Here is a 24,037-nt window from a genome sequence, read left to right as displayed (position 1 = left end):
TCGCCCATCGAGTACGGCAATCAAGGCCCATCCATCCCTGCGCGATTCCGCGCCTTGAATATGGCTCTCTTGGCGTTGTGTCTATTTCTCCCAGGGTGCAATTGGTTGCAATCCAGGAGTAGGCCCACCATCGAGTTCACCCGGATTCCGCATGCCGACGAGGGAGGGCCGATCAAAATGGAAGATATCGAGGGCCGCGTGACCGGTCAGCGTCCCGGACAGCAGATCGTGCTGTATGCCAAGGCTGGCACCTGGTGGGTGCAACCGTTTTCCTACCAGGCGCTCACGAAGATTGGAACAGACTCCACATGGAAGTCCTCCACGCATCTCGGAACCGAATACGGCGCTCTTTTGGTTGACGGGGGATATCATCCCAGCGCAACGGTCAGTGCCCTGCCAGTTATCGGCGGCCAGATTGTCGCCGTGGCAACCGTGAAAGGTCTACCGGCCGCGGTGCCAGTTCAAAAGTCACTCCAGTTCAGCGGATACGAGTGGAAAACACGCTCCGTTTCAAGCGATCGCAACGGGGCCGCAAGCGAATACGACCCCGCTAACGCGTGGACCGACTCAAAGGGCCTTCTGCATCTTCGGATTTCAAAGAAATCGGATCACTGGCTATGTTCAGAGGTCGCGCTCACGCGAAGCTTTGGATACGGCACCTATAGCTTCACCGTACGAGACAACTCTCACCTTGAACCTGCCGCAGCTCTCAGCCTGCTGACGTGGGATGAACAGGGAGCCGAACAAAACCATCGCGAGATGGATATCGAAATCAGCCAATGGGGCGACCCGAAAAACAAAAACGCAGGCTTCGTCATCCAGCCTTACTTTGTTCCGGAAAATGTGTCGAGATTCATCGCTCCACCAGGGCCGATAACTTATTCACTGCAATGGAAACCGGGACAGGCATCCTTTCAGGCCGTTCGCGAAGGAGCCGCGAACTCGCAAGCCAAGCCCATTGCGAGCCAGGTATTCACAGCCGGTGTTCCTTCGCCCGGCACAGAGTCCGTTCAAATGAATTTTTGCGATTTCGGCTACTCCAAGGTTCCCCTCCAAAAAGAGGCGGAGGTAGTTATTGAGAAGTTCCAATACCTTCCGTGAAGTCGCGCACCGACGTCGCATTCTGCGAGATGGGCTAGCAGCGTTGCTCGTGGCCGCCTGCATCCTTAGCCCGGCACGTGCACTCGATCCCGGCAAAGAGATAGCTCAGTACGTGCGGGATTACTGGAACTCTGCCAACGGATTCCCCGGAGGCCCCGTTAACTCCATCGCGCAAACCTCCGATGGATATCTCTGGGTCGCCACCGACAAGGGATTGGTCCGATACGACGGCATATCCTTCCTGCCCATGCAACTCTTGAACTCAGCCGCGCAACCGGTCACTCGCGCACTCGAACTAGCAACGGATAGCGCAGGCGCCTTATGGCTTCGCGATCAAAGCCTGACCGCGCTGCGCTATCAGGGAGGCAGTTTTGAGGACGTGCTGGCGAGCCCCGGCGTCGCTGGACTTCAAATCACTGCAATGTCGCCGGGCTACTCTCGGGAGATCCTGTTCACCACGCTGGGTAACACCGTCTTCCACTACACTGACCGCGGTCTCCAATCGATCGCTTCACCATCCATGCAATCCTCCGGGCCCACACTTTCGATGGCCCGGACCTCTGACGGCAAAGTCTGGCTCGGCACGCGCGACGAGGGATTGTTCTACGTGGACAAGGAACGTGTGGTTCCCTTCACCGAAAGTCTGCCCGACAGGAAGATCAATTGCCTCCTGCCCGGGAACGCAGGAGCCTTGTGGATTGGAACCGACAATGGACTGGCGTTGTGGGATGGAGCAAAGATTTCCTCCAAACCGATTCCGCCGCAGTTGAGCCACCTGCCCATTCTGGCGTTAGCCAGGGATCGCGATTCGAATCTGTGGATCGGCTCCAGTGAAGGGCTATTTCGCTTGAACGTAGATGGTGTCTCCTCGCAGCAAACGACCGGAAATCGTCAGAACACCGCCATCACAGCGCTCTTTGAAGACCGCGAGGGCGACCTCTGGGTTGGAGATTCGCAAGGCCTGGAACGCATTCGGGACAGCGTCTTTTCGACCTATTCCCTCAGCCAGGGACTCCCATCCCAGAGCGGCGGTCCTATCTATGTCGATGCATCTTCCCATGCCCAGGTAGCTCCAGTCTGGGTAGCTCCATCCGATGGCGGCCTCTATCAAATCGCATCCGGAAAGATCGAGCGGATCAAGTGTCCAGGCCTCGGTAACGACATCGTCTATTCCATCGCCGGGGACAAAGACGAGGTATGGATCGGACGCCGTCTGGGCGGTTTGACACGCCTTTCCATGCGCAACGGCGCTTGCGCAACTCAAACCTACACCCACGCCACTGGACTCGCCCAGAACAGCGTTTCCTCTGTTTACAAAAGCCGGGATGGAGATGTTTGGGCAGGAACCTTCAGTGGCGGCGTCAGTCGCCTCAGGGACGGCAATTTCACCACCTATACCGATGCGAACGGTCTGGGTTCCAATACAGTCTCATCGATCGCCGAGAGTCCGGATGGAGCGATGTGGTTCGCTACCTCCGGAGGGCTGAGCACGCTCTCCAATGGCCGTTGGAGAAACTATACGGCGCGGGATGGTCTGCCTTCCGAGGAAGTGACTTCTCTTCTCGATGACTCCAGCGGCGCGTTGTGGATCGGCACAGCAAATGGCCTCGCATTCCTGTCCTCGAACCACATTCACCAGGTCTTCGACGAGCAAGGCCCTCTGCGCGAACCGATTCTAGGCATCGCCATCGACCGGTTGGGTTCTCTATGGCTTACAACCTCCAGCCATATACTCAGACTAAGTCGAGCCGCGGCTTTAAGCGGACAGGTCCACGAGAGCGATATCCGCGAATTCGGTATCTCGGACGGTCTGCAAAGCACCGAAGGAGTAAGGCGCGACCGCTCCGTTGTTGAGGACCAACGCGGACGGATTTGGTTTTCCATGAACCGTGGCATATCTGTCGTCGATCCTGGTCGCGGAATCAACAAGCCGGCTCCTGCAATTGCCCACATTGAAGCAGTCTCCGTCGACGGCAATCCGGTCGCGCTGCAAGACTCAATCAGCATTCCCGCCAGACCGCAGCGCATTACGATAAGCTATGTCGGCCTGAGTCTCGCGACTCCCGACCGGGTTCGCTACCGCTACAAGCTTGAAGGATTTGATCGAGGTTGGAGCGAGCCTGTCAGTACGCGACAGGTTGTGTACACCAACCTAGGTCCGGGCCCCTACCGCTTCCGCCTGTCGGCCTCCGGCAGTGACGGCCCATGGAACGGCGCAGATGCCACGCTCTCGTTCCGCATTGAACCGGCGCTTTGGCAGACGCTGTGGTTTCGATTGGCCTGCGCAGTGGCTGCGATCTTCCTGGTGTGGCTTTTCTATCTCTTCCGAATGCGGCAAATCACACGCCAACTGAATGTACGCTTCGAAGAGCGGCTTTCGGAACGAATGCGGATCGCACAAGAGTTGCACGATACTCTGCTTCAGGGTTTTCTCAGCGCCTCGATGCAACTGCATGTTGCGGATGAGCAAGTGCCTGATACTTCCCCTGCGAAGCCGCTTCTCGGCCGGGTTCTACAACTCATGAGACAGGTCACCGAAGAGGGTAGAACAGCCCTTCAAGGTCTTCGCTCATCCTCCCGCGACAGTCGCGATCTGGAGCGATCCTTGTCCTCCGTTCCTGAAGAACTCGCTCTTGAGCAGAAAGCTGCCTTCCGCATTATCGTCGATGGTCCTGTCCGTCCACTGCATCCGTCTGTCCGCAACGAAATCTATCTGATCGGCCGCGAGGCGTTGCTGAACGCTTTCCGCCACGCACGGGCATCCAATATTGAGGTACAAATGGACTATTCCATTGGACATTTGCAGATGACTGTCCGTGATGACGGATGCGGCATCGACCCGAAAGTCGTGGAATCTGGACGCGACGGGCATTGGGGCCTTCCCGGGATGCGCGAGCGCGCCGGCAGGATTGGGGCCAAACTAAAAGTATTGAGCCGTTCCGCGGCCGGAACCGAGGTGGAGTTGACCGTCCCGCGCCACATCGCGTATCAACTCGATAATCAAGGCGGAATCCTCAAACGAATGTACCGGCTTTTTCTTAAAAATACCTGGAGAAAGAACTCTGGAGGCGATCGACGAATATGACAGAGACGATAGCGGAAAAACTTTCGATCAAGGTGATGTGCGTGGATGACCACCCTCTCGTTCGGGAGGGAATCGCCACAGTCATCCGGAGCCAACCCGACTTGGACCTCGTAGCAGTAGCGCCGAATGGCCATACCGCCATCCAGCTTTATCGGGAACAGAAGCCGGACGTCGTCCTCATGGACCTGCGGCTTCCCGACATCAGCGGAATCGATGCCATGATCGCGATCCGAGCCGATTTCCCCGATGCAAAGATCATCATTCTGACCACCTTCGAAGGCGACGTGGAAATCAGGCGCTCGCTGGAATCCGGAGCCCGCGGATACATGCTCAAGACCGCGCCTCCAAAAGAGCTTGTGGAGGCGATTCGCATGGTGCACGCCGGTAGAAGACGGATTCCCTCCGAATTAGCCAACGCTCTGGCAGAACACGTCAGCGACGAATCGCTCAGTGACCGCGAGATCCAGGTCCTGCGGCAAGTTGCGAACGGAAAAGGAAACCGCGAAATCGGAGAGATACTCTTCATCTCCGAAGAGACCGTCAAAGCTCACCTCAAGCACATCCTGGAGAAACTCGACGCCGATGATCGCACCCAGGCCGTCACCATCGCACTCCGCCGCGGAATCATGCACCTATAGCGGGCCCTGCGCGATCATGCGTAAGAGTCTCGTACCAAGACAAACTCCCTGCCACCCCGGCCCACCCGCGTCCTTCCCATCCGCAGGCCAGCCGTTCAGTCCCCTTCCTTCCTTATCCTCGCGGAAGTTGCCGATTCAATTTCGCTATTGATTTCCGCTCCGACCAGGATCATCAGCCCTGTGATATAGAACCACGTCAACAAAATAATGACGGCGCCGAGGGAACCATATGTCACCGAGTAACTATTGAAAAAGCTGAGGTAGATTCGTAGAGCCAGCGACGCGATCAACCAACCGAGAATCCCGAAGGCTCCTCCTGGAGTGAGCCAACGCCAGCGGCGAGTCTTGATGTCAGGAGCCCAATAGTAGATGACCGCAAAGGAAAGCACCAGCAAAGCGGTTGCAATCGCCCAGGCGATGAGTCTCGCCATAATCGCTGTCGCCGCCGTCAACGCGCGATTGGTGATTTGATGCGAGATAAATGCCGCAACGAAGTCCCCGCCGAGCATTGCGCATAAGACAAGCGTCATGATTATGGTCAGAATGATCGTGAGCGCGATGGCATAAAGGCGAGCAGCAAGATACGATCGATTCTCTTTCACCTTATACACAGTGTTCAGCGAGTCCTGAATCGCCGAGACACCGGCGGAAGCGGACCAGATAGCGGCAATCAGTCCAAATGTCAGTTTGCCGCGCGTCGCGTTGGCCGTCGTCTCATTGAACGTCTCCAATACGGTGCCCAGCGCTTGTGTGGGAATGACCAGCGCAAGATAGACGAGGATTCTATCGTAGAACTGGCTCGCAGACCGGGCGACCAGTCCAAGGATCGAACTGGCACTGAAAAGAGTCGGAAACAGAGCAAATAAAAAATAGAAGCCAAGTTCTGCGGCTCGACCGAAAAGGCGATCTGCCAATATAGACTCCCAGGTACGCTTCGCAACCGTACCGGCAGGCACTCCATCCAGACTCCAGAGGGAGCGAAGCGGCGTACGGGAGACGAAATCCCAAATCTGCTGCTGGCGCATGAAAATCCTGTCCTTGGATTGGGTGACGTCGATGGCGAGTCTTCCCAGGTTGCTCCTCCATTCATATTGCTGACTAGATGGATGCGGAATTACGAATCCCAGGCAGCATAACCCGGCGTAAAGAAATGCATAATTGAGTGTGAAATCTTGCTGCTGCGATGAAGCACGAGCCATAAGCTAACAAGCTGCATGGCGGAAACAAACCGTTGTCGCATTTTTGCATCTAAGAGCACATGGTTCAGAGTTGCCTAACTTCAACAGTCAGGGGCCTAATCCCTGTTCCTGCTCGACCAAGCATCCGAGTTCCTCGGCGCAGATACAACATCTTTCGATGTTTCTTTGCTTTCTTCCTCGCTTTCTTCCTTACGGGATGCGTCCCGGCATTGTATGCACAGCAGGGCGCAGCGCCTGCGGCAGATCAAGCTACAGATCAAGCCCCTAAAACCTCCCCACAGACGGCTCAAATCTTGTCCTCCTTTGAGGGGCAAAACGTCACGGCAGTGGAAATCGCTGGGCATCCCGAACTCAAATCCTCGGAATTCACCTCCCTCTTCGTGCAACACTCGGGAGAACCGTTTTCCCAGGCAAAGGTCGACCAGACAGTGGCCGCCTTAAAGGCAACTGGAAAATTCACAGAAGTTCAGCTACAGGTAGATCCCGAAGCGGATGGGGTTCGTGTCTTGATGATTTTGGAGCCAGCGGTTTGGTTCGGAGTCTTCAAGTTTCCGGGGGCTGAACGATTTGCATATTCGCGCCTGGTGCAGGTCGCAAACTATCCACCACAGGTGCCTTACAACGCGGATGACGTAGAGCGCGATCGACAGAGCCTGCTGACATTCTTCCAGCAGGAAGGTTATTTTCAAGCCGAAGTTCGACCCGAAACGCAAGTGGATCAAGTGCATGGTCTCGCGAATGTCTTGTTTCACGTTTCCCTCAAGCAGAAAGCAAGGTTCGGAAATGTCGTCATTTCAGATGCCAGTCCGCAGGACACAGCAAAGTTGAACCATGCCTTGCAGACATTCCTGGCACGCGCTCGCGGCGCGGCGATTCGGCCCGGAAAGGCATACCATCGTTCCACTCTCACCAGAGCGACAAACTACTTAAAGGCTCAACTAGCTAAGGAAGATCGGCTAGCCGCGCAGGTCAAACTCCAGGGTGCTGAGTATCATGCCGATACCAATCGCGCCGACATTCACCTGCAAGTGACAACTGGTCCGCTCGTCCATGTCCAAATAAAAGGCGCCCACCTGTTCAGTTGGACGCGCAAATCGTTGCTGCCTTTCTACCAGGGGATCGACGTGGATGACGAATCGGTGCAGGAGGGCCGGCAGGCTCTCGTGTCGTACTTTCAGGCGAAGGGCTACTTCGATGCAAACGTGGATGCTCAATCAACGCAAGGTACGACAGGCGATACGATCCTCTACACGATCTCAAAAGAGAAGAAGCACAAAGTGACAGCGGTAACACTCACAGGAAATACGCATCTTTCCTCGGATAATCTGATACCTCATCTCGCCGTTGAAAAGAAGCATCTTTTCTCGCCTGGAAAATTCAGCGCCAAGCTTGTGCGCGATAGCGTAAAGAATCTGCAGGCGGTTTACCAGTCGCATGGTTACAGCAGTGCGAAGGTAGTCTCTAAAGTAGACAATCAAGGCGGAGACATCAAGGTTTCGTTTCAGGTGCAGGAGGGTCCCCGCGATATTGTGAACTCACTGCAAATTGAAGGGGCAGATACATTTCCTCAAAACAAGTATGCGCCAAATGGATTGAAACTTGGACCCGGCAAACCCTATTCGCAGGCACTCGTCGAAGCCGATAGAGCCAGTATTGTCGCTCAATATCTCAAGGCCGGATATCTGACCTCAAGCTTCCGTCAGACCGCGACCGTGGTCTCAAAAGATGATCCTCACCACATCAACGTGGTCTATCACATCTATGAGGGGCCGCAGGTATTTGCCGGAGACATCGTCACACTGGGTCGTTCGAGCACGAAGCAACGGCTCATCGATGAAGACGTCTCCTCTATCCATCCAGGAACTCCGCTGACTGAGACGCAATTATTGACATCGGAGAGTCGGCTCTATAACCACACAGGCGTATTCGATTGGGCAGAGGTTGACCCAAAGCGGCAGATTACTACCCAGACGAAAGAAGACGTACTGGTAAAACTCCATGAGGCGAAAAAGAACCAAATCACCTACGGCTTCGGCTTTGAAGTCATCAACCGAGGTGGGAGCGTACCAAGCGGCACAGTAACTCTGCCAGGATTGCCGCCCGTAGGTTTACCCACCAGTTTCACATCGAGCCAGCAGACTTTTTACGGCCCGCGAGGAACTTTCCAATTTACGCGGAACAATGTTCGCGGCAAGGGCGAGACGTTTTCGTTTACAGGATTCGCAGGCCGCCTGGATCAGCGAGCCGCCGTCTACTATATTGATCCGAACTTTCGATGGTCGCCCTGGCGAGCTACCAGTTCCGTCACTGCCGAGAAGAATGAAGAAAACCCGATTTATTCTTCACAGCAGGAGGCAGGTACATTCCAATTACAGCGAGACCTGGATAAGGCGAAGACGACGAATCTCTTCTTGCGTTACAGCTTAAGCAAGACCAACCTTACCAGGGTCTTGATTCAAGGCCTTGTTTTACCGCAAGATCGCAATGTTAGACTCTCTACAATTTCTGCAAACCTAACGCATGATACGCGCGACAATCCCTTGGATGCTCACAAGGGGATGTTGCATACCCTCGAGTTGGATTTCAACACCACAAAGCTTGGATCGAGCGTTGACTTCGCCAAGTTGACTGGGCAATTTGCGTATTACAAGACTGGCATCCATAACATCGTATTTGCAAACAGCCTTCGTGTCGGCCTGGCGCAACCCTTCGCGAATAGCCGCGTTCCCTTAAGCGAAGCATTCTTCAGTGGCGGCGGTAACTCCTTGCGTGGCTTCCCACTGGATGGCGCAGGACCACAGCGACCGGTGGAGGTCTGCCCCAACGGTGCGACTGGCTGCAATGTATTCATTCAGGTTCCAAGTGGCGGCAACGAGCTACTGCTCATCAATTCGGAGGCGCGTATTCCGCTACCCTTCAAAAAGGGACTCGGCATGGTTGCATTCTATGACGGGGGCAATGTGTTTCCCATCATTGGCTTTCACGACTTCACATCTCTCTACTCGAACAATGTAGGCGTGGGCTTGCGCTATGCCACGCCTGTCGGTCCGGTTCGAATCGACATAGGCCACAATCTTAGTACTCCAGTAGCAGGAGTCAGTTCGACACAATACTTTATCAGCATCGGACAAGCATTCTAAGCGAGGGACGCCATGAACGACACAGTACACAATCCGCAGCCACGTCGACCGCGACCGTCAATGCATCGTCGTGTGCCATGGAAGATCCTTGGCTGGATGCTGGGTGGTGTGGCAGCGTTGATCGTGCTCGCGGCTATTACGATTACGATTCTGTTGCACAATGAATCGTTCCACAAGTACATCCTCAATGCAGTTCAACAAAAAGCCAGTGATAGTCTCGGCGTCCGCGTGCAATTACAGAATTTCGCATTGAACCTTTCGCACCTCGACCTGGATTTGTATGGTCTTACGATTGACGGCGCTTCTCCATACGCAAATCCGCCATTGCTTCAAGTAGATCACGCTGAGGTTGGTGTTCGTATCGTTTCCCTTCTCCATGCCAAGTGGTATCTGGAAAGCGTTCGAGTAGATCGTCCCATCGTACGCATCTTTGTTGATGCGAATGGAGCCTCGAATCTCCCTGTGATCAAGAGCACAGGCAACAGCAGCAGTAATACAAGTATCTTTGACCTTGCCATTCGACATGCTGTACTCGATCATGGTGAGGTCTACTACAACGACCAACAAAGCCCTTTGGCCGCCGACTTGCACGACGTCGAATTTCAAGCGTCCTTTAATAGCCTGATGCAAAAGTATTCGGGAAGCCTGTCGTACACAGACGGCCATTTCGTTTCAGGCACACTCAGAACGATTTCACACAATCTTGCGGCAGAATTCGATGCAACTCCGACGACCTTTCATCTAACCCGTGCAAAGCTGTCCTCCGGTCCGTCACAACTTCTGCTCACTGCAACCGTGCAGAATTACTCGCATCCTATCGCGGATGCGCAATATGATGTAACGGTTGACGGAGCTCAGGTAGGCCAGATCCTGAACAGTCCATCTACACCGAACGGCCAACTCCACACAATAGGTAATCTGCATTATCAGCAGATACTCAACCACACACTCCTTGAGTCGTTAGTCGTCACCGGTAACCTATATAGTCGACAACTGGACGTGAAGACGCCCTCACTACGCACCCAAATCACCAACCTCACAGCAAATTACTCGCTCACAGATGGCGACGCCAATCTCACAGGACTAAGATTGAATCTCCTGGGCGGCACACTTGCCGGCGCAGGCACCATGAGCAAGATCGCCGGCGATTCACATTCAAGCGTGAATGCCACGCTTCGCAACGTGTCGCTCGCAGAGTTGAAACGCCTCGCTGGCAAGTCAGCCTCGGCCAGCAGCCTTGCATTGTCGGGCGGCGTGGATGCCAAGCTTGAGGCTTCATGGGGAAAGACATTCAAGGATCTTGTGGCTCATGCTGACGCCGCGATCAAGGGCCAAGTCCAAGGCCCAGCGCATGATATTGGAGAATCCGCCGCGGTCAAGACAACAAGCATGCCTGCCCCGCTAAACAGTATCCCAATCGAAGGCGCAATTCATGGAGCTTATACAGCTGCAAATAAACAGATCGCGTTAGAGAAGAGCTATGTGCAGACGCCGCAAACCAACCTCACTATGAACGGCGTAGTAAGTGATCGATCAAGTCTCGATCTGAAGCTTCAAGCCAATGATCTCCGCGAGGTTGAGGCCATAGCGGACATCTTTCGCACACCCGTCGCCGGTCAATCACTACGGCCATTGGGACTCGCCGGCAATGCTCAATTCCAGGGAACCATCCACGGTTCGACGACAGCGCCGCATCTTACAGGGCAGCTTTCGGCTTCAAATTTACACGCAAACGGAACCGAGTGGAAGTTGCTGCGATGCGACGTTGAGTTGAGCCCCACATTAGCCAGTCTGCAGCACGGAGAAATGGAACCTGCTTCGCGTGGTCATATTCGCTTCAACGCAAGCACCGGCCTGACGCAATGGTCTTTCACCAATACCAGTCCAGTTCAAGCCGATCTGGATGCATCTCAGTTAAACGTCGCGGAACTCGCAAAATTGACAGGGCAGGCATTGCCGGTGACCGGTACTCTTGCAGCGAATATCAAGATACATGGTACGGAACTTAATCCGGTAGGCAATGGAAGCATCGCGCTAACGGGGCTCGTAGCGTACGATCAGCCCATTCCGATGGCGAACGTAACTTTTTCGGGAACTGGAGATGAAGCCCATGCGGACCTTGCGATTCGGCTGCCTTCCGGCAACATACAAGGCAACGTAAGTGTTCGGCCTAAAGATAAGACCTATTCAGCCAAGCTGACAGCCGCCGGAATTTCGCTGGACAAGTTGCAGGCCCTAAAGGCGCGGAACATTGATGCGACCGGAGTTCTCTCATTGAACGCAAGCGGGTCAGGATCTATTACCGACCCTCAAATGCAGGCTTCGTTGCAAATCCCCCGGCTCATCGTTCAAAAGCAGGCAATTACAGACTTGAACCTTCGCGTCGACGTCGCTGATCACATAGCGAATGCTACCCTTGCCACATCCGCAGTGAATACGAATATTCAAGGCAAAGCCAGGGTCGACCTCACGGGCGACTACCTTGCTGACATAACACTCGATACGCAAGCCATTCCATTCCAACCTTTGCTGGCAATCTATGCGCCAGAGCAGGCAGCAGATCTTTCCGGTGACACGGAAGTTCATGCCACACTGCATGGTCCGCTCAAGAATAAGAATCTCATTGAGGCGCATGTTACCATTCCAACTCTCCGGATGGCTTATGGCAAGAGCATCCAGCTTGCGGCCGCAAGTCCTATTCATGCCGACTATAAGAACGGCACCGTCCTTGTGCAACGCGGAAGCATTCGAGGCACTGACACGGACCTTTCGTTTCAGGGCTCGATTCCGGTCACAACGAGCGCGCCCATGTCCGTTATGCTGCAAGGCACGGTCAACCTTCAACTCGCGCAACTCTTTGATCCCGACGTAAGAACATCCGGCGAGTTGAAGTTCGACATCAACTCTAACGGAACATCGGACTTCGGGGGCAAGATCGATATCGTGAATGCTACTTACGCATCGGAAGATCTACCGGTAGGTCTGCAGAATGGAAACGGTACGTTAACACTCACCAGAGACCGTATCAGCATCGCCAAATTTCAAGGCACGATCGGAGGAGGAACTGTCACCGCTCAAGGCGGGGTTTTATTGCGACCCACGATTCAGTTTGATCTTGGATTGGCCGCGAATGGTATTCGCATGCTATATCCACAGGGAATGCGGGAAGGCATAGATGCAAATCTCAGACTGGCCGGTTCAACGGACGCGGCTGTGTTAGGCGGCTCAATTAACCTCACGGATCTGTCCTTTACCTCTGCCTTCGATATGAATAGCTTCATCAGTCAGTTCTCCGGAGGGGTATCGGCCCCGCCCACGCCAGGCTTCAGTCAAAACCTGCAACTCAACCTGGCTGTGCGTTCCAGTAGTAATGTCGACCTCGTCAGTCGAACTTTGAGTATCAATGGCTCTGCAAATCTTCAAGTGCGAGGCACCGCGGCAAATCCAGTCATTCTTGGCCGAGTCAATATAAACAATGGCGATGTCATCTTGAATGGCGACAGGTTTGTGCTGAACGGAGGAACAGTTGAATTCGTAAATCCCTCAGAGACTCAGCCTGTGCTCAATTTGTCTTTGAAGACGACGATTCAGCAGTATGACGTCTACCTTCGATTCAATGGCCCGGTGGATCAGTTGCGTACCAATTACAATTCAGACCCAGCTTTGCCATCGGCGGATATCATCAATCTGCTGGCATTTGGTCAGACGACAGAGGCCAGCAATACGGCAAACGCTTCGACATCGGCAAACCAGGCGGCTGCGGGCCTCGTCGCATCGCAGGTCAGCAGTCAAGTTACTAGTCGCATTTCGAAGATTGCGGGCATCTCGCAACTCTCCATTAATCCGGTACTGGCAGGGGGGACAAGCCAAGGACAGGCGGGCGCTAACATCACAATCCAACAGCGCGTAACAGGTAACTTGTTCGTGACGTTCTCGTCCAATGTTGCCTCGACTCAGACTCAGACCATTCAGGGGCAGTATCAGCTATCTCCACGCGTTGCTCTAAGCGCAACGCGCGATCAAAGTGGTGGGTTCGCCTTCGACGCAATTATCAAGAAGACCTGGTAATCGCGTATCTCGTATTTCAATCTATGAGGCGCCCTGCGAACCCTCTCCTGAACCTATAAGCTTTGTGGAATTGGCATCGGATTGATGAGGGAGCAACTAGCCCTCTGCCGACTGCAACAGCAGCGTTTTTCGACCGGTAGCGACGCCCGATCCATCATTGGAACGCAAATCTGTTCTTTAGGACTGGGCGCAGAAAGAAAGAGAGCTAAAGACGGATTACTTAAACCAAGCGATCCGCCTTCACACTGACAGGTTCGATGAATGTGTGCTAAAGCACCGGCCGTCGTCCGCTGACTAATTGAATAATCAGGACGATCAACGCCAGCACAAGCAAAATGTGAATGTACGCTCCAATGACGTGGAAGCCGATAAAACCGAGCAACCACAGGACCAGAAGTATCACGAATATGGTCCAAAGCATCGTTTGTTCTCCTGTCTTAACCACGAACTGAAGATGGGATGCGGCTCTCCAGCCACGTGTTGCACGGGCTCTTCGCAGGGACTTGCAAAAAAGCATCGGCCCTGAAGTTGTTCATTGAGAACTTTCTCTGTTCTATCAGGAGACTTCATTTTTCACTGCGCGTTCCAGTTCCTTGCGCCAGTCATCCCGCATCCTTTATTTCCCATCAGATCCCAGACGAGGTTCGTCTCCCAGGTTGTGCCGCCCTCGGCAAAGAATGATGTTCCCAGTAATAGGAATCGAGCGGATTTACCATCCGGATGAAGCGGACGAAGACGGCGACGCCGTCATACATTCCCGAATCGTAGAACTCACCGCGGCCGTCTTTGCCCCCGCCCCGCATCGGAGGCAACCGGAAACGGGCAAGATGCTCGCCGAAAACAGTCGTCCGCGACGACGTTTTCATGGGACGGTCAAGTGCCTCAGCGTTCCGTGAAAGGACAGTGAATTGCTCTTGAATCTTCAGTGAAACAGGTTGAACCTTCAGGGTTTCTTAAGATTTGTCTCCATAGACTGAGCTCGCCCCAAAGAAAAACCGCGGAGGCCGGCAACATTCGGTTGCCACAACAGTTATGCGACTGCTCGCAGTTGTCATATACGGATATCTCATCGCTCTTATATAGCACGCTCAGACATCACCCTGTAGGTTCGCCGGACGCCACTTAGTGGCGCGGTTCAATAAGCCACAGAAGATGACCTGAGTAAGGAGAAGCCAATGACGTCGCAAGTATACCGTCCCCACCACTGTGTTTCGCTTCTCGTTTTCGCGTTGCTGCTCTGCGGCTTTTTGCCCGGTGCCAAAGCGCAAACACGCGGAGCTGTCGGAGGAACGGTCACCGATCAGGCCGGAGCCATTCTGCAAGGTGCACAGATCTCCACGCAGTCGCCTGCCCTCACAGTCTCCACCAACGAAGAGGGGCGGTTCTACATCAATGGCCTCGCGCCCGGAACCTACAATCTCACCATTACATACGTTGGCCTGGCTCCGTTCACCACGACGGTTAGCGTCAGCGCCGGGCAGACCGCGAATGTCGATGCTCAATTGCACGTCGCCAATCAGGACGAGACTGTTGTCGTAACGGCCGGCCGTGCCTCCGCCGAAGCTGAAGCCATCAACGTGGAGCGCGCAGCCGACAACCTTCTCCAGGTAATGCCAAACGAAGTCATCACCAGCCTGCCCAATGCAAACCTTGCCGACGCGCTGGGGCGCCTGCCAAGCGTGACGCTCGAGCGAGATGAAGGCGAAGGCAAATACGTGCAGGTCCGCAGCACGGAGCCACGCCTTACCAACACCACGGTGGACGGCGTGAACCTCCCCTCCGAAGAGCCCGGCGTCCGCCAGATCAAATTCGACGCCATTCCATCCAGCCTGGTTGAGTCTGTCCAGATCAGCAAAACCCTGCAGGCGAACATGGAAGGCGACGGCATCGGCGGCTCAGTAAATCTTGTCACCAAGACCGCGACCGACACGCCGACGGTCGAGATCACTGGCCTGGGCGGCATCACGCCGATTCAAGGCGGCCGTGGCAACACAACCGAGACCGCCACATTGGGCCGCCGTTTCGGAGCCAGCAAGAAACTCGGCATCATCGTCGGCGGCTCGTATGACTGGGAAGGCCGCGGCATCGACGACATCGAGCCGTCCCCCGATGAAAATAGCGGTGCAACCTGGTTCGATGGCATGAGTCTCCGCGAGTACCAGTATTTCCGCTCGCGATACGGTTTGGCTGGAAGCGCCGACTACCGCATCCGCGACGGATCGAACCTTTACGCGCGTTTTCTCTATTCGGATTTCAAAAACTACGGCGACCGCTGGGCCTACCAGCTTCAGGACAACACGCCCGGAGTCTCACTGCTTGCCCCGCAAAATCAGGGCGGCACTCCTTCCTATGACGGGGAGCTTCGAAACCCCGATATTCAAGTAGGCAGCCTGATCATCGGCGGCAACCACGTTTTTAATAGGACGTGGTACACATGGGAAGCCAATATCGGCCGTTCTTCCTACGGCAATTCGCCCTATTCGGACGCAAACTTCGGCTCGACCCTTCCTTCGAGTAACTGCCAATTCAACCAGTCAGCGACCAAGGATAAATACCTTCCACAGTGGACCCAGCCCTGTTTTACAGAGATTCAGAATCCGGCCAACTTCGTCATGACTCCCACAGTCGGCGGGATCACCCGTGACCTGGGCGAAGCAGTTCAGCTCAACCTCGGCGTTGGTGGATCGGGCGCCTGGCAGTATCACATCGGCAACCGCTCGGCAGTCTTCGAGTACGGCGGCAAGTTCCGCAACGAACACAAATATGCCGACACCTATGTTCTTTCGCTCTCGCCCTACGGCACACTGAGCATGTCCCAGTTTCCCAACCGTATGGTCAACCACAACTACTACAACGGCGGTGCGTACCAGCTCGGCTACAACGTCTCGCTGGAAGACGTCCTCGCGTATGCCAATTCCAATCCGACCTCATTTAGCTCCAGCAGCACGCAAGGACAGGATCCCTCGCAGTTCGGCCTGGTGGAACAGGTCAGCGCCGGGTATGTGATGAACACGATCGACTTCTCCAACGGTGTGCGTTTCATCGCTGGCCTGCGCGCGGAGAACACCTTCGACGGCGTTCACAACCTTGCCTTTGGCGATAGTGGCGCCGTCGCGCCCAATGCCTTCTCCGGCTCCTACTACACCCTCTTGCCGAGCGCCTCGCTCCGATTTCGCGCCGGGCCCGAGAGCGACGTCCGTTTGATCTATGCACGCGGTCTGTCGCGGCCAGATCCGCAGGACATCGCCCAGCCGCTCAGCTGGTCGATTAACGGCAACGGTGCCAACAAATATTCCGTCACCTTCGGCAACGCCAACCTGAAGGCCGAAACCGGCGACGACGTGGATGTGCTCTTCAATCACTATCTGAAACCGTTGGGCATCATCTCCGTCGGCTACTTCTACAAGTCGCTCCAAAACCCGATTGTCACGAGCTCCTATCAGCTTCCGAACTATCTGCCCCCTGGCGCGCCGGCAGTGGATCGCGGGAACTATCTGGCTACTCAACCGGTCAACGCCGGCAGCGCATGGTTGAGCGGCTTTGAGGCGTCATATCTGCAGCACTACTCCGCGCTGCCAGGCTTCCTCGGTGGGCTCGGGCTGTCGGCAAACTACAGCTACATCGGCTCCAGCACCAACGGCATTCCCGGCCGTTCCGACCATCCCCGGCTGCTGCGCAACTCACCCAATGTCTTCAACATCAGTCCCACTTATGATCGCGGCCGTTACTCCCTGCGCATGGGGATTTCTTACAACCAGGCCAACATTGCCGCCTACCAGTACACAGACGGTATGCCCGGCGGCATCAAGGGCCCGCTCAGCGACCAGTACTTCTACTCACATATCCAGGTGGATGCGCAGGGCATCATCGGACTGCGGGAAAACATGAGCTTGGTGTTGTCCGGCCTCAACCTCAATAACGAGGTCTTCGGCTTCTACCAGGGCAGCCAGCAGTACATGATCCAGCGCGAGTACTACCAGCCGACGTTCTCCGCCGGCATCCGCTGGACGCCAACCCACAAAGAGAAGTAGAGACTCTTCACCCCATCCTCAACGGCCTGTGCATAGGCACAGGCCGTTGAGGCTATATCCACGTAAATGCCGCGCCGCCAACCCCGCCAACCTTTGTCCCATCCGGAACACAAACAGACCTCAGTTAGCGACGGGAACTCCTTGAGTGCATTGGCCACTGCCCATCAGGGCACACGTATACCTGACGCAAAAAGGTGTCAAGTATACGTGTGCCCTGATGGGACTATTTTGGCAGTGAGGGACTCACACTTAATTGATTCTAAACGACTTAAATAGCATCATGAGAAAACTAGCACCATTTATAGCACCATGCTCGCCACGGTGACTCGCTTTTTTCGATTACCACCGAAAAATAATTTTGTCGGCGGTGCTTTTTTGCGCTCACTCCGTTGGCGCAGCCGGTACGGTTGAAAGCCTGGACTGAGCACCCCCCACCCACCCAATTTTGCGATCCGTGCGAGGCCGCGCCCCCATCCCCGTCAATCTCGGTCAAATTTAGAAGTTGGGGTATACCCCAATTCCGAAGCGTTGAACCGAAGTGTCACGTTTGGGGATTCAAAATGGAAATCGGGGTAATGCCCCAATAGAGCATTCAATGCCCTGCCTAAATAGCGAATTGAATGTCCGTAGACATTCACCTTTCATTCGCCTAGGATTTCAGAATTGGAGACAGTGACATGGGTGAGCCGCTTGATCGATCCAACAGATGGTTAGGACTGACAACCAAATTCGAGTCCGCATATCCACAATTGGAAGACGCAATCATCAAGTTCACTGAGTCAGATTTCGGAAACAATCCGAAGTCCGGTGTTTGGAGTCTCAGAATCGAGGGCGGACAGATGAGATGCTCCAATCCAAGATGCAATCGCGGAGGGTATGAATTCGACCGCGAAGTGAACATGATGCTTTATTCGGGCGAGAACACAAGGGATATCTGGCTCAATTGTCGAGGTGACGAGGGGAGCCCAAAGGGACGCAATAAGGGTCGAGAATGCCTCCACTCAGTTAAGGGCACAATCACACTTCGACTTAGGAGCGATCCAAATGGGAATCCAAGCGAGGATGAATCGCCGAAGTGAAGTATTTGAGAATCAAAAGCACGTTGGGATAGCCCATATTCATTAAAGTGGTCCATCCACAAATTTGGGGCTTCCTCTCATATCGTGCCATGCTAGCATTTGTTAGAATCCTTCTTCAGTAAGGGACCAAGAGTGACCGATAACAGAAATACAGTAAAACCGATTCCCAAAAATGGTAGCCGAACCACTGAGCATTTGAAGGATGCATTGAAAGCTAACTCGAATGGCGGAAAGGTCTTGGCGGCAGAATCTTTAACCACCGCGTTTCTCAAGCAAAACCTGGAGCGTGCTGCCGTCATTGAGGTCCAAAACAATCAAAATGCCTCATCGCTACATCACCGTGACACTCCTAAGCAACAGGCGAACGAGAACAGCGCCAAAAAATGACTGACTAACTATGGAGGGCAGAAATGACTGAAGAAACAAATCCAAAGTACACTGGTCACGCGAATGACAGCTTAACAGTTAACCATTTAGACCTAGTGAAGAAATCACTAACTACCTCTCACCTGAAGCAGCAGATTCAACCTGTGCAAACCACTCCAAACCAGAGTTCGACTAATCAATCCAGTGCGGGGAGCGGACAAGGCGCATCGCAATCGAACCAGCAGAAATAGCACATGCAGACCGCCGATTGGATAGCAGCTTGGTCCTTTGTCGTCGCAGTATTGTCGCTCATCGCAGCTTTGCTCTCCGTTTACTTTGCAATCCGCGCAATCCGAAAGTCAGACAAGAATTCTTCAGTCGCCACTCTGGTGACCTTGAATGAAGCGTTCCGTGAAGCGTGGCAGCGGCTCATCTCTTCAATTAGCTCAACTGAACAAAATCCGGCAAGTCAGGACAATCGATTCGCAGATTTGTCCGAATTGATGAATCTGATTGAAATTGCATGTGCAATTCAGAACGAGCAAACACTTTCAGGCGTATCCACGGAGTTGATGAAGACTTATCTTGACAACATATTGGATCATATAGTTAAGGACAGCTATACAAGAGGTGAAATCCCAAAAATGTTGACCGATCCAAGTACCTTTGAACACATCAAGAAATTTATTCAGTCTCAACGCTATCAATCTTCGAGAATCATCATTCCAATGGAATGGTACGAACTCTAACCTTCATTCAAATAGTCCACACTTGTCCACCCATGCATGTGTAGTTAAATGACTTGCACGCTGGCGAATTCCGCGCTAAGGTAACTTATGCCCAGTCGGGCATCTGCATCATGTTTCACCCCCAGTCGGGGCGGGTCTAAGCAGTCGCCTAAGCCTGAATCAAGCTGAAATCCAACTTTGATTCGAGGTTTAGACCCATGCCCACACAAATTGCAGACATTATTGTTCCTGAAATCTTCAGCGCATACGTCGCTGAGAATTCCCTTGTCAGCACCGCGCTCTTCCAGAGCGGTGTCCTGGTGCGCAACAACCTGATGCAACAGTACCTTCAGGCCGGTGCGCCGAGCTTTACCGTACCGTTCTGGCAGGATTTACCCGACACGGAAGCCAACATCGGAACCGACAATCCCGCAGACATCGCAACCCCTCTAAAGGTCACTGCGCGAGACTTGGTCGTTCGTAAGTCCTTCGTCAATCAATCGTGGGCGCAAATGGACCTTGCCAACGATCTGAGCGGAAGCAATGCCCTGGAACGGGTACAGAGCAGGGTTAGCGCCTATTGGGCGCGTCAATGGGAATTCCGGCTCATTGCTTCGTTGCTTGGCGTGCTCTATTCGAACGTCGCCAACAACAACAGCGATATGGTCAACGATGTGAGTGGAGCAACCGGAACCGTGACCGTGCCTGGAACGAATGTCACTGTTCCAGCAAACACGTTCAATGGTGTCGCAGTCATCAACACAGCTTTGACCATTGGCGACCGCCTTTCAGACATGAAGGCAATCGCCTGCCATTCGTACATCTACGGAGAGATGCTGAAGAACGACGAAATTCAGTATTTCAAGCCGTCCGATAACAGCATGGTCATTCCGACTTACAAAGGCATGGCCGTAATCGTGGACGACAACTTGACCACGGCGACCGCTGGAGTCTATGTCACGATCTTGTTTGGCCCTGGTGCCGTAGGATTCGGTTTGAGCGAGCCTGTATCCGGCTTCGGAACCGAAGTCTATCGGTATCCGAGCTTTGGAAACGGCGCGGGCGAGACTGCATTGTTCTCTCGCTGGAATCTCGCGCTGCATCCCCTTGGGATGAGTTGGAATGATGGCACTGGCGCGAATGCAGTTGCCGGACCTTCTCCGGTCATGGCCGATCTTTCCAATCCTGCCCATTGGACGCGAGCCGTGTCGCAGCGCAAGTCAATTCCGATTGCGTTCCTCATCAGCAAGTAAAGTTCCCCCAGCAGGGAAAAGAGGGGCAGTCTGAAGCGATGCCCCTCGCCTCTTATTGGAGCATTGAACATGGGCGCACCTAGAAAGCATCCACCAGCAGGGGCAGCAACAACCATCGAAGCGATGGCCGCACAAGGTCATGCAATCGTCGGCATAGCAAAGCATTTCGGCGTATCGCGTGAAACGTTCAAGCGCTGGTGCGATGAAGACGAAGCGATCCAAGAGGCTTTCGAGATTGGACGCGAAGCAGAGCGGCAAGCGTTACATGCCCTGGTCGTTCAATCCGCGGTCATGAACAAGCCTGCAAACGTGAATGCGTTCTTCATTTTGAAATCGCGCCATGGGTACAGAGAGAACGATTCACCGAATACGAATGTCAACGTTGGGGTTGCCGTAGCTCCCACCAATGTACTCGTCATCAAGGATCACGGCACGGATGAAGAATGGGCAGCTAAGGCACTTGCACAGCAACGTGCTTTAACAGCACCAGAGGCCGCACCAAGACAGCTAGAAGGCGCTAAGGTTGCGTCTGCGTCGATCTACGAGCCTCAGGTATACCAGACGGAGCCGGAGGCAGTAGCAAGCTCCCCAGCGTACTTCGGTCCACCTAGCTGGAAGCCCCAACGTTAATCTAAGGCGCAGCAAAAAGGGTTGCCTCCACATGGGAAGCAACCCCTTTCTTTGACCTGGACTAACGCAAACCGAAGTTATCGCCAAGATTGAACGATCCTGAAGCTTCCGTGCGACGTTGACCCGAACCGCTTGCCGCGCCCGATGCTCGCGAAACTGTAACTATCTTGCGAAACACTTTGGTTCGCTCGCTGTCCGGCTCGTTCTCCGTCAGATACTTTGCCAGTTCTGAAGACTCGCAGCCAACAGCCTTACCCTCTGCATCCATGACCGGCTTCCCGTCTTTGGTCAATAGGGAAAGCTCTCCATCCTTCGCCTGGATTTGAAACTGAGCCTGTAGCGTCTGCAAGAAATAATCCGGTACATCGGACATTGACTTGGCAAGTTGCTTCAGCGGTTGGCCAATTTCCAATTCGTGCGCTCTCGCTTCCGCTGCCGTCACTCTACCCTGCGTTTCGGTCAAAGTAGTTTCAAGCTCTGCGATTCGCGCTTTGTCTTTATTGCGCTTACCCAACACTTCGGCGTGAACCTTCTGGAGTTTGAGCAATTCGCTTGCTGCGTCAAGTTGGCCGCTAGTAGGTTGTTCGATTGGTTCGGGCATGGTTAAGCGACCTCCATGCTTTCAGCCTTCAGATGCGTCGTGTCAATTGAAGGCGAATTCCAGAACTCACGGAATGTTGCGATGTTCTTGTCTTGAGTGGGATTGCCAAGATGGAACAACTTCCAAAGCCTTTGCTCAGAGATTGTGAGCAGGTCGCTTCGCATTGTGGCGAGCAGGAAAAATCGGTCTGCTTCGTCAACGTCCCACAATCCATCGCCCCACATCGGCTTGGGTTGTTTCGTTGGATCGATCATTGGTCCTGTACCTGGTTCAATGCTTGGCGATCCTTCGGTAAGAATCTTGCGGATTGCCCACTCGATAAAACTCGAAACGCTGCGCTGCTGCTCTCTCGCTGCGATCTCTGCGAGATAACGAACTTTAGGATCAACACGGACTCCAACCGTTTCAGTGCGCGCTGCGCCTTTACCTATCTTTGCCATAACCCCTCGTAAGTTGTGAAAGTCTGTGAATCAGTGGCCAGCGTAAATGCGAATGTTTCGAGTGTCAACACGCAATTTATATGATAGCGTTTTTTCTGTAACTCGACACTTACTCCGAACGCAAGAGGACAACCGTGGACAATTCAGCCTTACTTATGACCATTCCGCAGGCCATCTCCCGCACTGGCCTGAGCCGATCCTTTCTGTATCAGCGCTTGGCAGATGGCAGTATTAAGTCTGTTAAGGCAGGTCGTCGCAGACTCATCGACGCAGCAAGCCTAAATCAATGGGCAACTAACTTACCGCAGCAACAACTTAAGCAATCATCTGTGTCTAAGGAGGCATCATGCCGCTAAATCCGAATCTTGTTAAGCATGGATTGGATGATGAGTTTTATGAAACGGCTTGCCCCACCATTGGCACTCTGATGCTTGCGCGTTTCTCAAAGCCTACTCCCGAACAGCATAACCCTATGGTCTACGGGGCTGATGGCCTCTTCTTCGCTACCTATCCAACGCAGCGAATGTATATCCGGCCTGCATTGCGGAATGAGTTCGACATATTCACGTCTGAAGCTGAGTTCCAAGCAAGGCCGATGCTTTGGGTACTGGTAACGCAGACATCCCCCGGTCATCACATGATCCTTCCGGTATGGCGAGGCCATGCTTTTTGGAATGGGCCAGATGTAGCAACCGATCAAGGCGTTGCCGAAGTCTTCCTGCAAATGTGTCTGCGTCAAGGGTTGAATCTGAGCGAATGGTACGGATACGTAAGCGATCAACGTGTACGCAAGAGCGATAAAGCCAGAAAGCGAATGGTGAATTAGTGCCGAACTCCTCAAATAAAGATGCAGCATTGAGCGCAGCGAGGCACGGTATATCCGTATTTCCAGCCAATCCAGATAAAACGCCGATGGTCGCCGCGTGGGAGCAAAAGGCAACCTCCAGCCAATTCATGATTGGGGCAACCTGGAAGACGGACGCTCTGCCAGCGATCCCCGTTGGCGCAAACGGTCTGGTAGTCATTGACGCAGACCGCAAACCTAGTGGAGTGGACGGCGTAGCTGCCTTTGAAGCTCTCTGCGCTACCCAAGGTATCGACGTTTCAACCGCGCTCACGGTTGAAACCCCTTCTGGCGGCAGACACTTCTATTTCCGAACCGATGCCCCTTACAGCAATTCTCGCGGGAACCTGCCCGATGGTATCGACGTGCGCGGCGTTGGCGGCTACTGCGTTGCACCGGGCGCTGTGTTGCCAGACGGCAGGAGCTACCGGCTGATGGCAGGCTCATGGGACGCAATTCCCAGCCTGCCTGAGCCTCTGGCGCGACTACTCAGGGAGAAACGTTCGGCAGCACCACCAGAGGCCGCGAGTGAGCCTGTAACGCTGACAGGAACGGATGCAGAGCGGAACTATGCAGAGGCCGCGCTAGAAGATGAGGTTGCCAAGCTCTCCGTGATGGGTGAAGGCTCAGGCCGGAATCATGCCCTCAACAACGCTGCCCACTCGCTAGGCACAATGGCTGCATGGATCGATCCAAACAGGGTTGCAAATGCTCTATGGGAAGCATCCATCGCAAACGGCTACATTGCGAAAGATGGCGAAGCGACTGCAAGGCAAACCATCGAATCAGGCATCAACGCAGGTATGAGCAAACCGCGTCCATCACATCCAACCG

At 54.0% G+C, this 24,037-nt stretch carries 18 protein-coding genes; 14 read left to right on the top strand and 4 right to left on the bottom strand.

Annotation, left to right across the window (positions count from 1 at the left end; genetic code table 11):
- Window positions 1-177: 177 nt before the first annotated feature.
- Genes OHL23_RS10280 through OHL23_RS10270 form a run of 3 tightly spaced genes read left to right on the top strand, consistent with a single transcriptional unit; the run spans window position 178 to window position 4,824 of the window.
- Entirely contained in the window at window positions 178-1,101 is a 924-nt protein-coding gene (locus OHL23_RS10280; RefSeq protein ID WP_263351798.1) for a LamG domain-containing protein, read from the top strand.
- Window positions 1,076-4,186 (top strand): sensor histidine kinase, encoded by a 3,111-nt coding sequence (locus OHL23_RS10275; RefSeq protein ID WP_263351797.1) that lies wholly within the window; start codon window positions 1,076-1,078, stop codon window positions 4,184-4,186. Before OHL23_RS10280 ends, OHL23_RS10275 begins: the two co-directional genes overlap by 26 nt.
- Window positions 4,183-4,824: a response regulator transcription factor gene (locus tag OHL23_RS10270; RefSeq protein ID WP_263351796.1), complete on the top strand. Its 642-nt coding sequence runs from the start codon at window positions 4,183-4,185 to the stop codon at window positions 4,822-4,824. The genes OHL23_RS10275 and OHL23_RS10270 overlap by 4 nt, the downstream gene beginning before the upstream one ends.
- Window positions 4,825-4,919: 95 nt before the next feature.
- On the opposite strand, the gene OHL23_RS10265 is transcribed toward OHL23_RS10270, so the two are convergent.
- Window positions 4,920-6,023, bottom strand: a complete 1,104-nt coding sequence (locus tag OHL23_RS10265) for a YihY/virulence factor BrkB family protein (RefSeq protein WP_263351795.1) — start codon at window positions 6,021-6,023, stop codon at window positions 4,920-4,922.
- A gap of 293 nt (window positions 6,024-6,316) precedes the next feature.
- On the opposite strand from OHL23_RS10265, the gene OHL23_RS10260 reads away from it, so the two are divergent.
- The gene (locus OHL23_RS10260) at window positions 6,317-9,163 is read left to right on the top strand and encodes a POTRA domain-containing protein (RefSeq protein ID WP_263351794.1); all 2,847 of its coding nucleotides are present in this window, start codon (window positions 6,317-6,319) and stop codon (window positions 9,161-9,163) included.
- 12 nt (window positions 9,164-9,175) lie between these two features.
- Window positions 9,176-13,231 carry a translocation/assembly module TamB domain-containing protein gene (locus tag OHL23_RS10255; protein ID WP_263351793.1) on the top strand — a complete coding sequence of 1,352 codons (4,056 nt, stop codon included), beginning with the start codon at window positions 9,176-9,178 and terminating at the stop codon, window positions 13,229-13,231.
- 268 nt (window positions 13,232-13,499) lie between these two features.
- On the opposite strand, the gene OHL23_RS10250 is transcribed toward OHL23_RS10255, so the two are convergent.
- A complete protein-coding gene (locus tag OHL23_RS10250; protein ID WP_263351792.1) occupies window positions 13,500-13,652 on the bottom strand; it encodes a lmo0937 family membrane protein in 153 nt (50 codons plus the stop codon).
- A 259-nt stretch (window positions 13,653-13,911) separates the two neighbouring features.
- Here OHL23_RS10250 and OHL23_RS10245 point away from each other — a divergent pair, with 259 nt between their 5' ends.
- From OHL23_RS10245 to OHL23_RS10220, 6 genes are all read left to right on the top strand, one after another.
- Window positions 13,912-14,127 carry a hypothetical protein gene (locus OHL23_RS10245; protein WP_263351791.1) on the top strand — a complete coding sequence of 72 codons (216 nt, stop codon included), beginning with the start codon at window positions 13,912-13,914 and terminating at the stop codon, window positions 14,125-14,127.
- Between the two features lie 279 nt (window positions 14,128-14,406).
- On the top strand, window positions 14,407-17,262 hold the full coding sequence (locus OHL23_RS10240) for a TonB-dependent receptor (RefSeq protein ID WP_263351789.1): 2,856 nt from the start codon (window positions 14,407-14,409) through the stop codon (window positions 17,260-17,262).
- Window positions 17,263-18,473: 1,211 nt separating this feature from the next.
- Window positions 18,474-18,728, top strand: a complete 255-nt coding sequence (locus tag OHL23_RS10235; protein WP_263351787.1) for a hypothetical protein — start codon at window positions 18,474-18,476, stop codon at window positions 18,726-18,728.
- A gap of 233 nt (window positions 18,729-18,961) precedes the next feature.
- Window positions 18,962-19,456: a hypothetical protein gene (locus tag OHL23_RS10230; protein ID WP_263351786.1), complete on the top strand. Its 495-nt coding sequence runs from the start codon at window positions 18,962-18,964 to the stop codon at window positions 19,454-19,456.
- Window positions 19,457-19,653: 197 nt separating this feature from the next.
- Window positions 19,654-20,688 (top strand): hypothetical protein, encoded by a 1,035-nt coding sequence (locus tag OHL23_RS10225; RefSeq protein WP_263351785.1) that lies wholly within the window; start codon window positions 19,654-19,656, stop codon window positions 20,686-20,688.
- A 69-nt stretch (window positions 20,689-20,757) separates the two neighbouring features.
- The gene (locus OHL23_RS10220) at window positions 20,758-21,318 is read left to right on the top strand and encodes a helix-turn-helix domain-containing protein (protein WP_263351784.1); all 561 of its coding nucleotides are present in this window, start codon (window positions 20,758-20,760) and stop codon (window positions 21,316-21,318) included.
- 61 nt (window positions 21,319-21,379) lie between these two features.
- Here OHL23_RS10220 and OHL23_RS10215 read toward each other — a convergent pair whose 3' ends face one another.
- Together OHL23_RS10215 and OHL23_RS10210 are read right to left on the bottom strand one after the other, a co-directional pair.
- Window positions 21,380-21,919 carry a hypothetical protein gene (locus OHL23_RS10215; protein WP_263351782.1) on the bottom strand — a complete coding sequence of 180 codons (540 nt, stop codon included), beginning with the start codon at window positions 21,917-21,919 and terminating at the stop codon, window positions 21,380-21,382.
- Between the two features lie 2 nt (window positions 21,920-21,921).
- On the bottom strand, window positions 21,922-22,359 hold the full coding sequence (locus OHL23_RS10210; RefSeq protein WP_263351781.1) for a hypothetical protein: 438 nt from the start codon (window positions 22,357-22,359) through the stop codon (window positions 21,922-21,924).
- Between the two features lie 155 nt (window positions 22,360-22,514).
- On the opposite strand from OHL23_RS10210, the gene OHL23_RS28810 reads away from it, so the two are divergent.
- From OHL23_RS28810 to OHL23_RS10200, 3 genes are all read left to right on the top strand, one after another.
- Window positions 22,515-22,715, top strand: coding sequence for an excisionase family DNA-binding protein (locus tag OHL23_RS28810; protein ID WP_396127370.1), 201 nt, complete (start codon window positions 22,515-22,517; stop codon window positions 22,713-22,715).
- Window positions 22,706-23,185, top strand: coding sequence for a hypothetical protein (locus tag OHL23_RS10205; protein ID WP_263351779.1), 480 nt, complete (start codon window positions 22,706-22,708; stop codon window positions 23,183-23,185). Before OHL23_RS28810 ends, OHL23_RS10205 begins: the two co-directional genes overlap by 10 nt.
- A gap of 29 nt (window positions 23,186-23,214) precedes the next feature.
- On the top strand, window positions 23,215-24,037 hold an 823-nt coding region (locus OHL23_RS10200; protein ID WP_263351778.1), incomplete at its 3' end, for a bifunctional DNA primase/polymerase.

This window comes from Acidicapsa acidisoli, from assembly GCF_025685625.1.
Lineage (GTDB): Bacteria > Acidobacteriota > Terriglobia > Terriglobales > Acidobacteriaceae > Acidicapsa > Acidicapsa acidisoli.
This window is presented reverse-complemented; position numbering and strand designations above follow the sequence as displayed.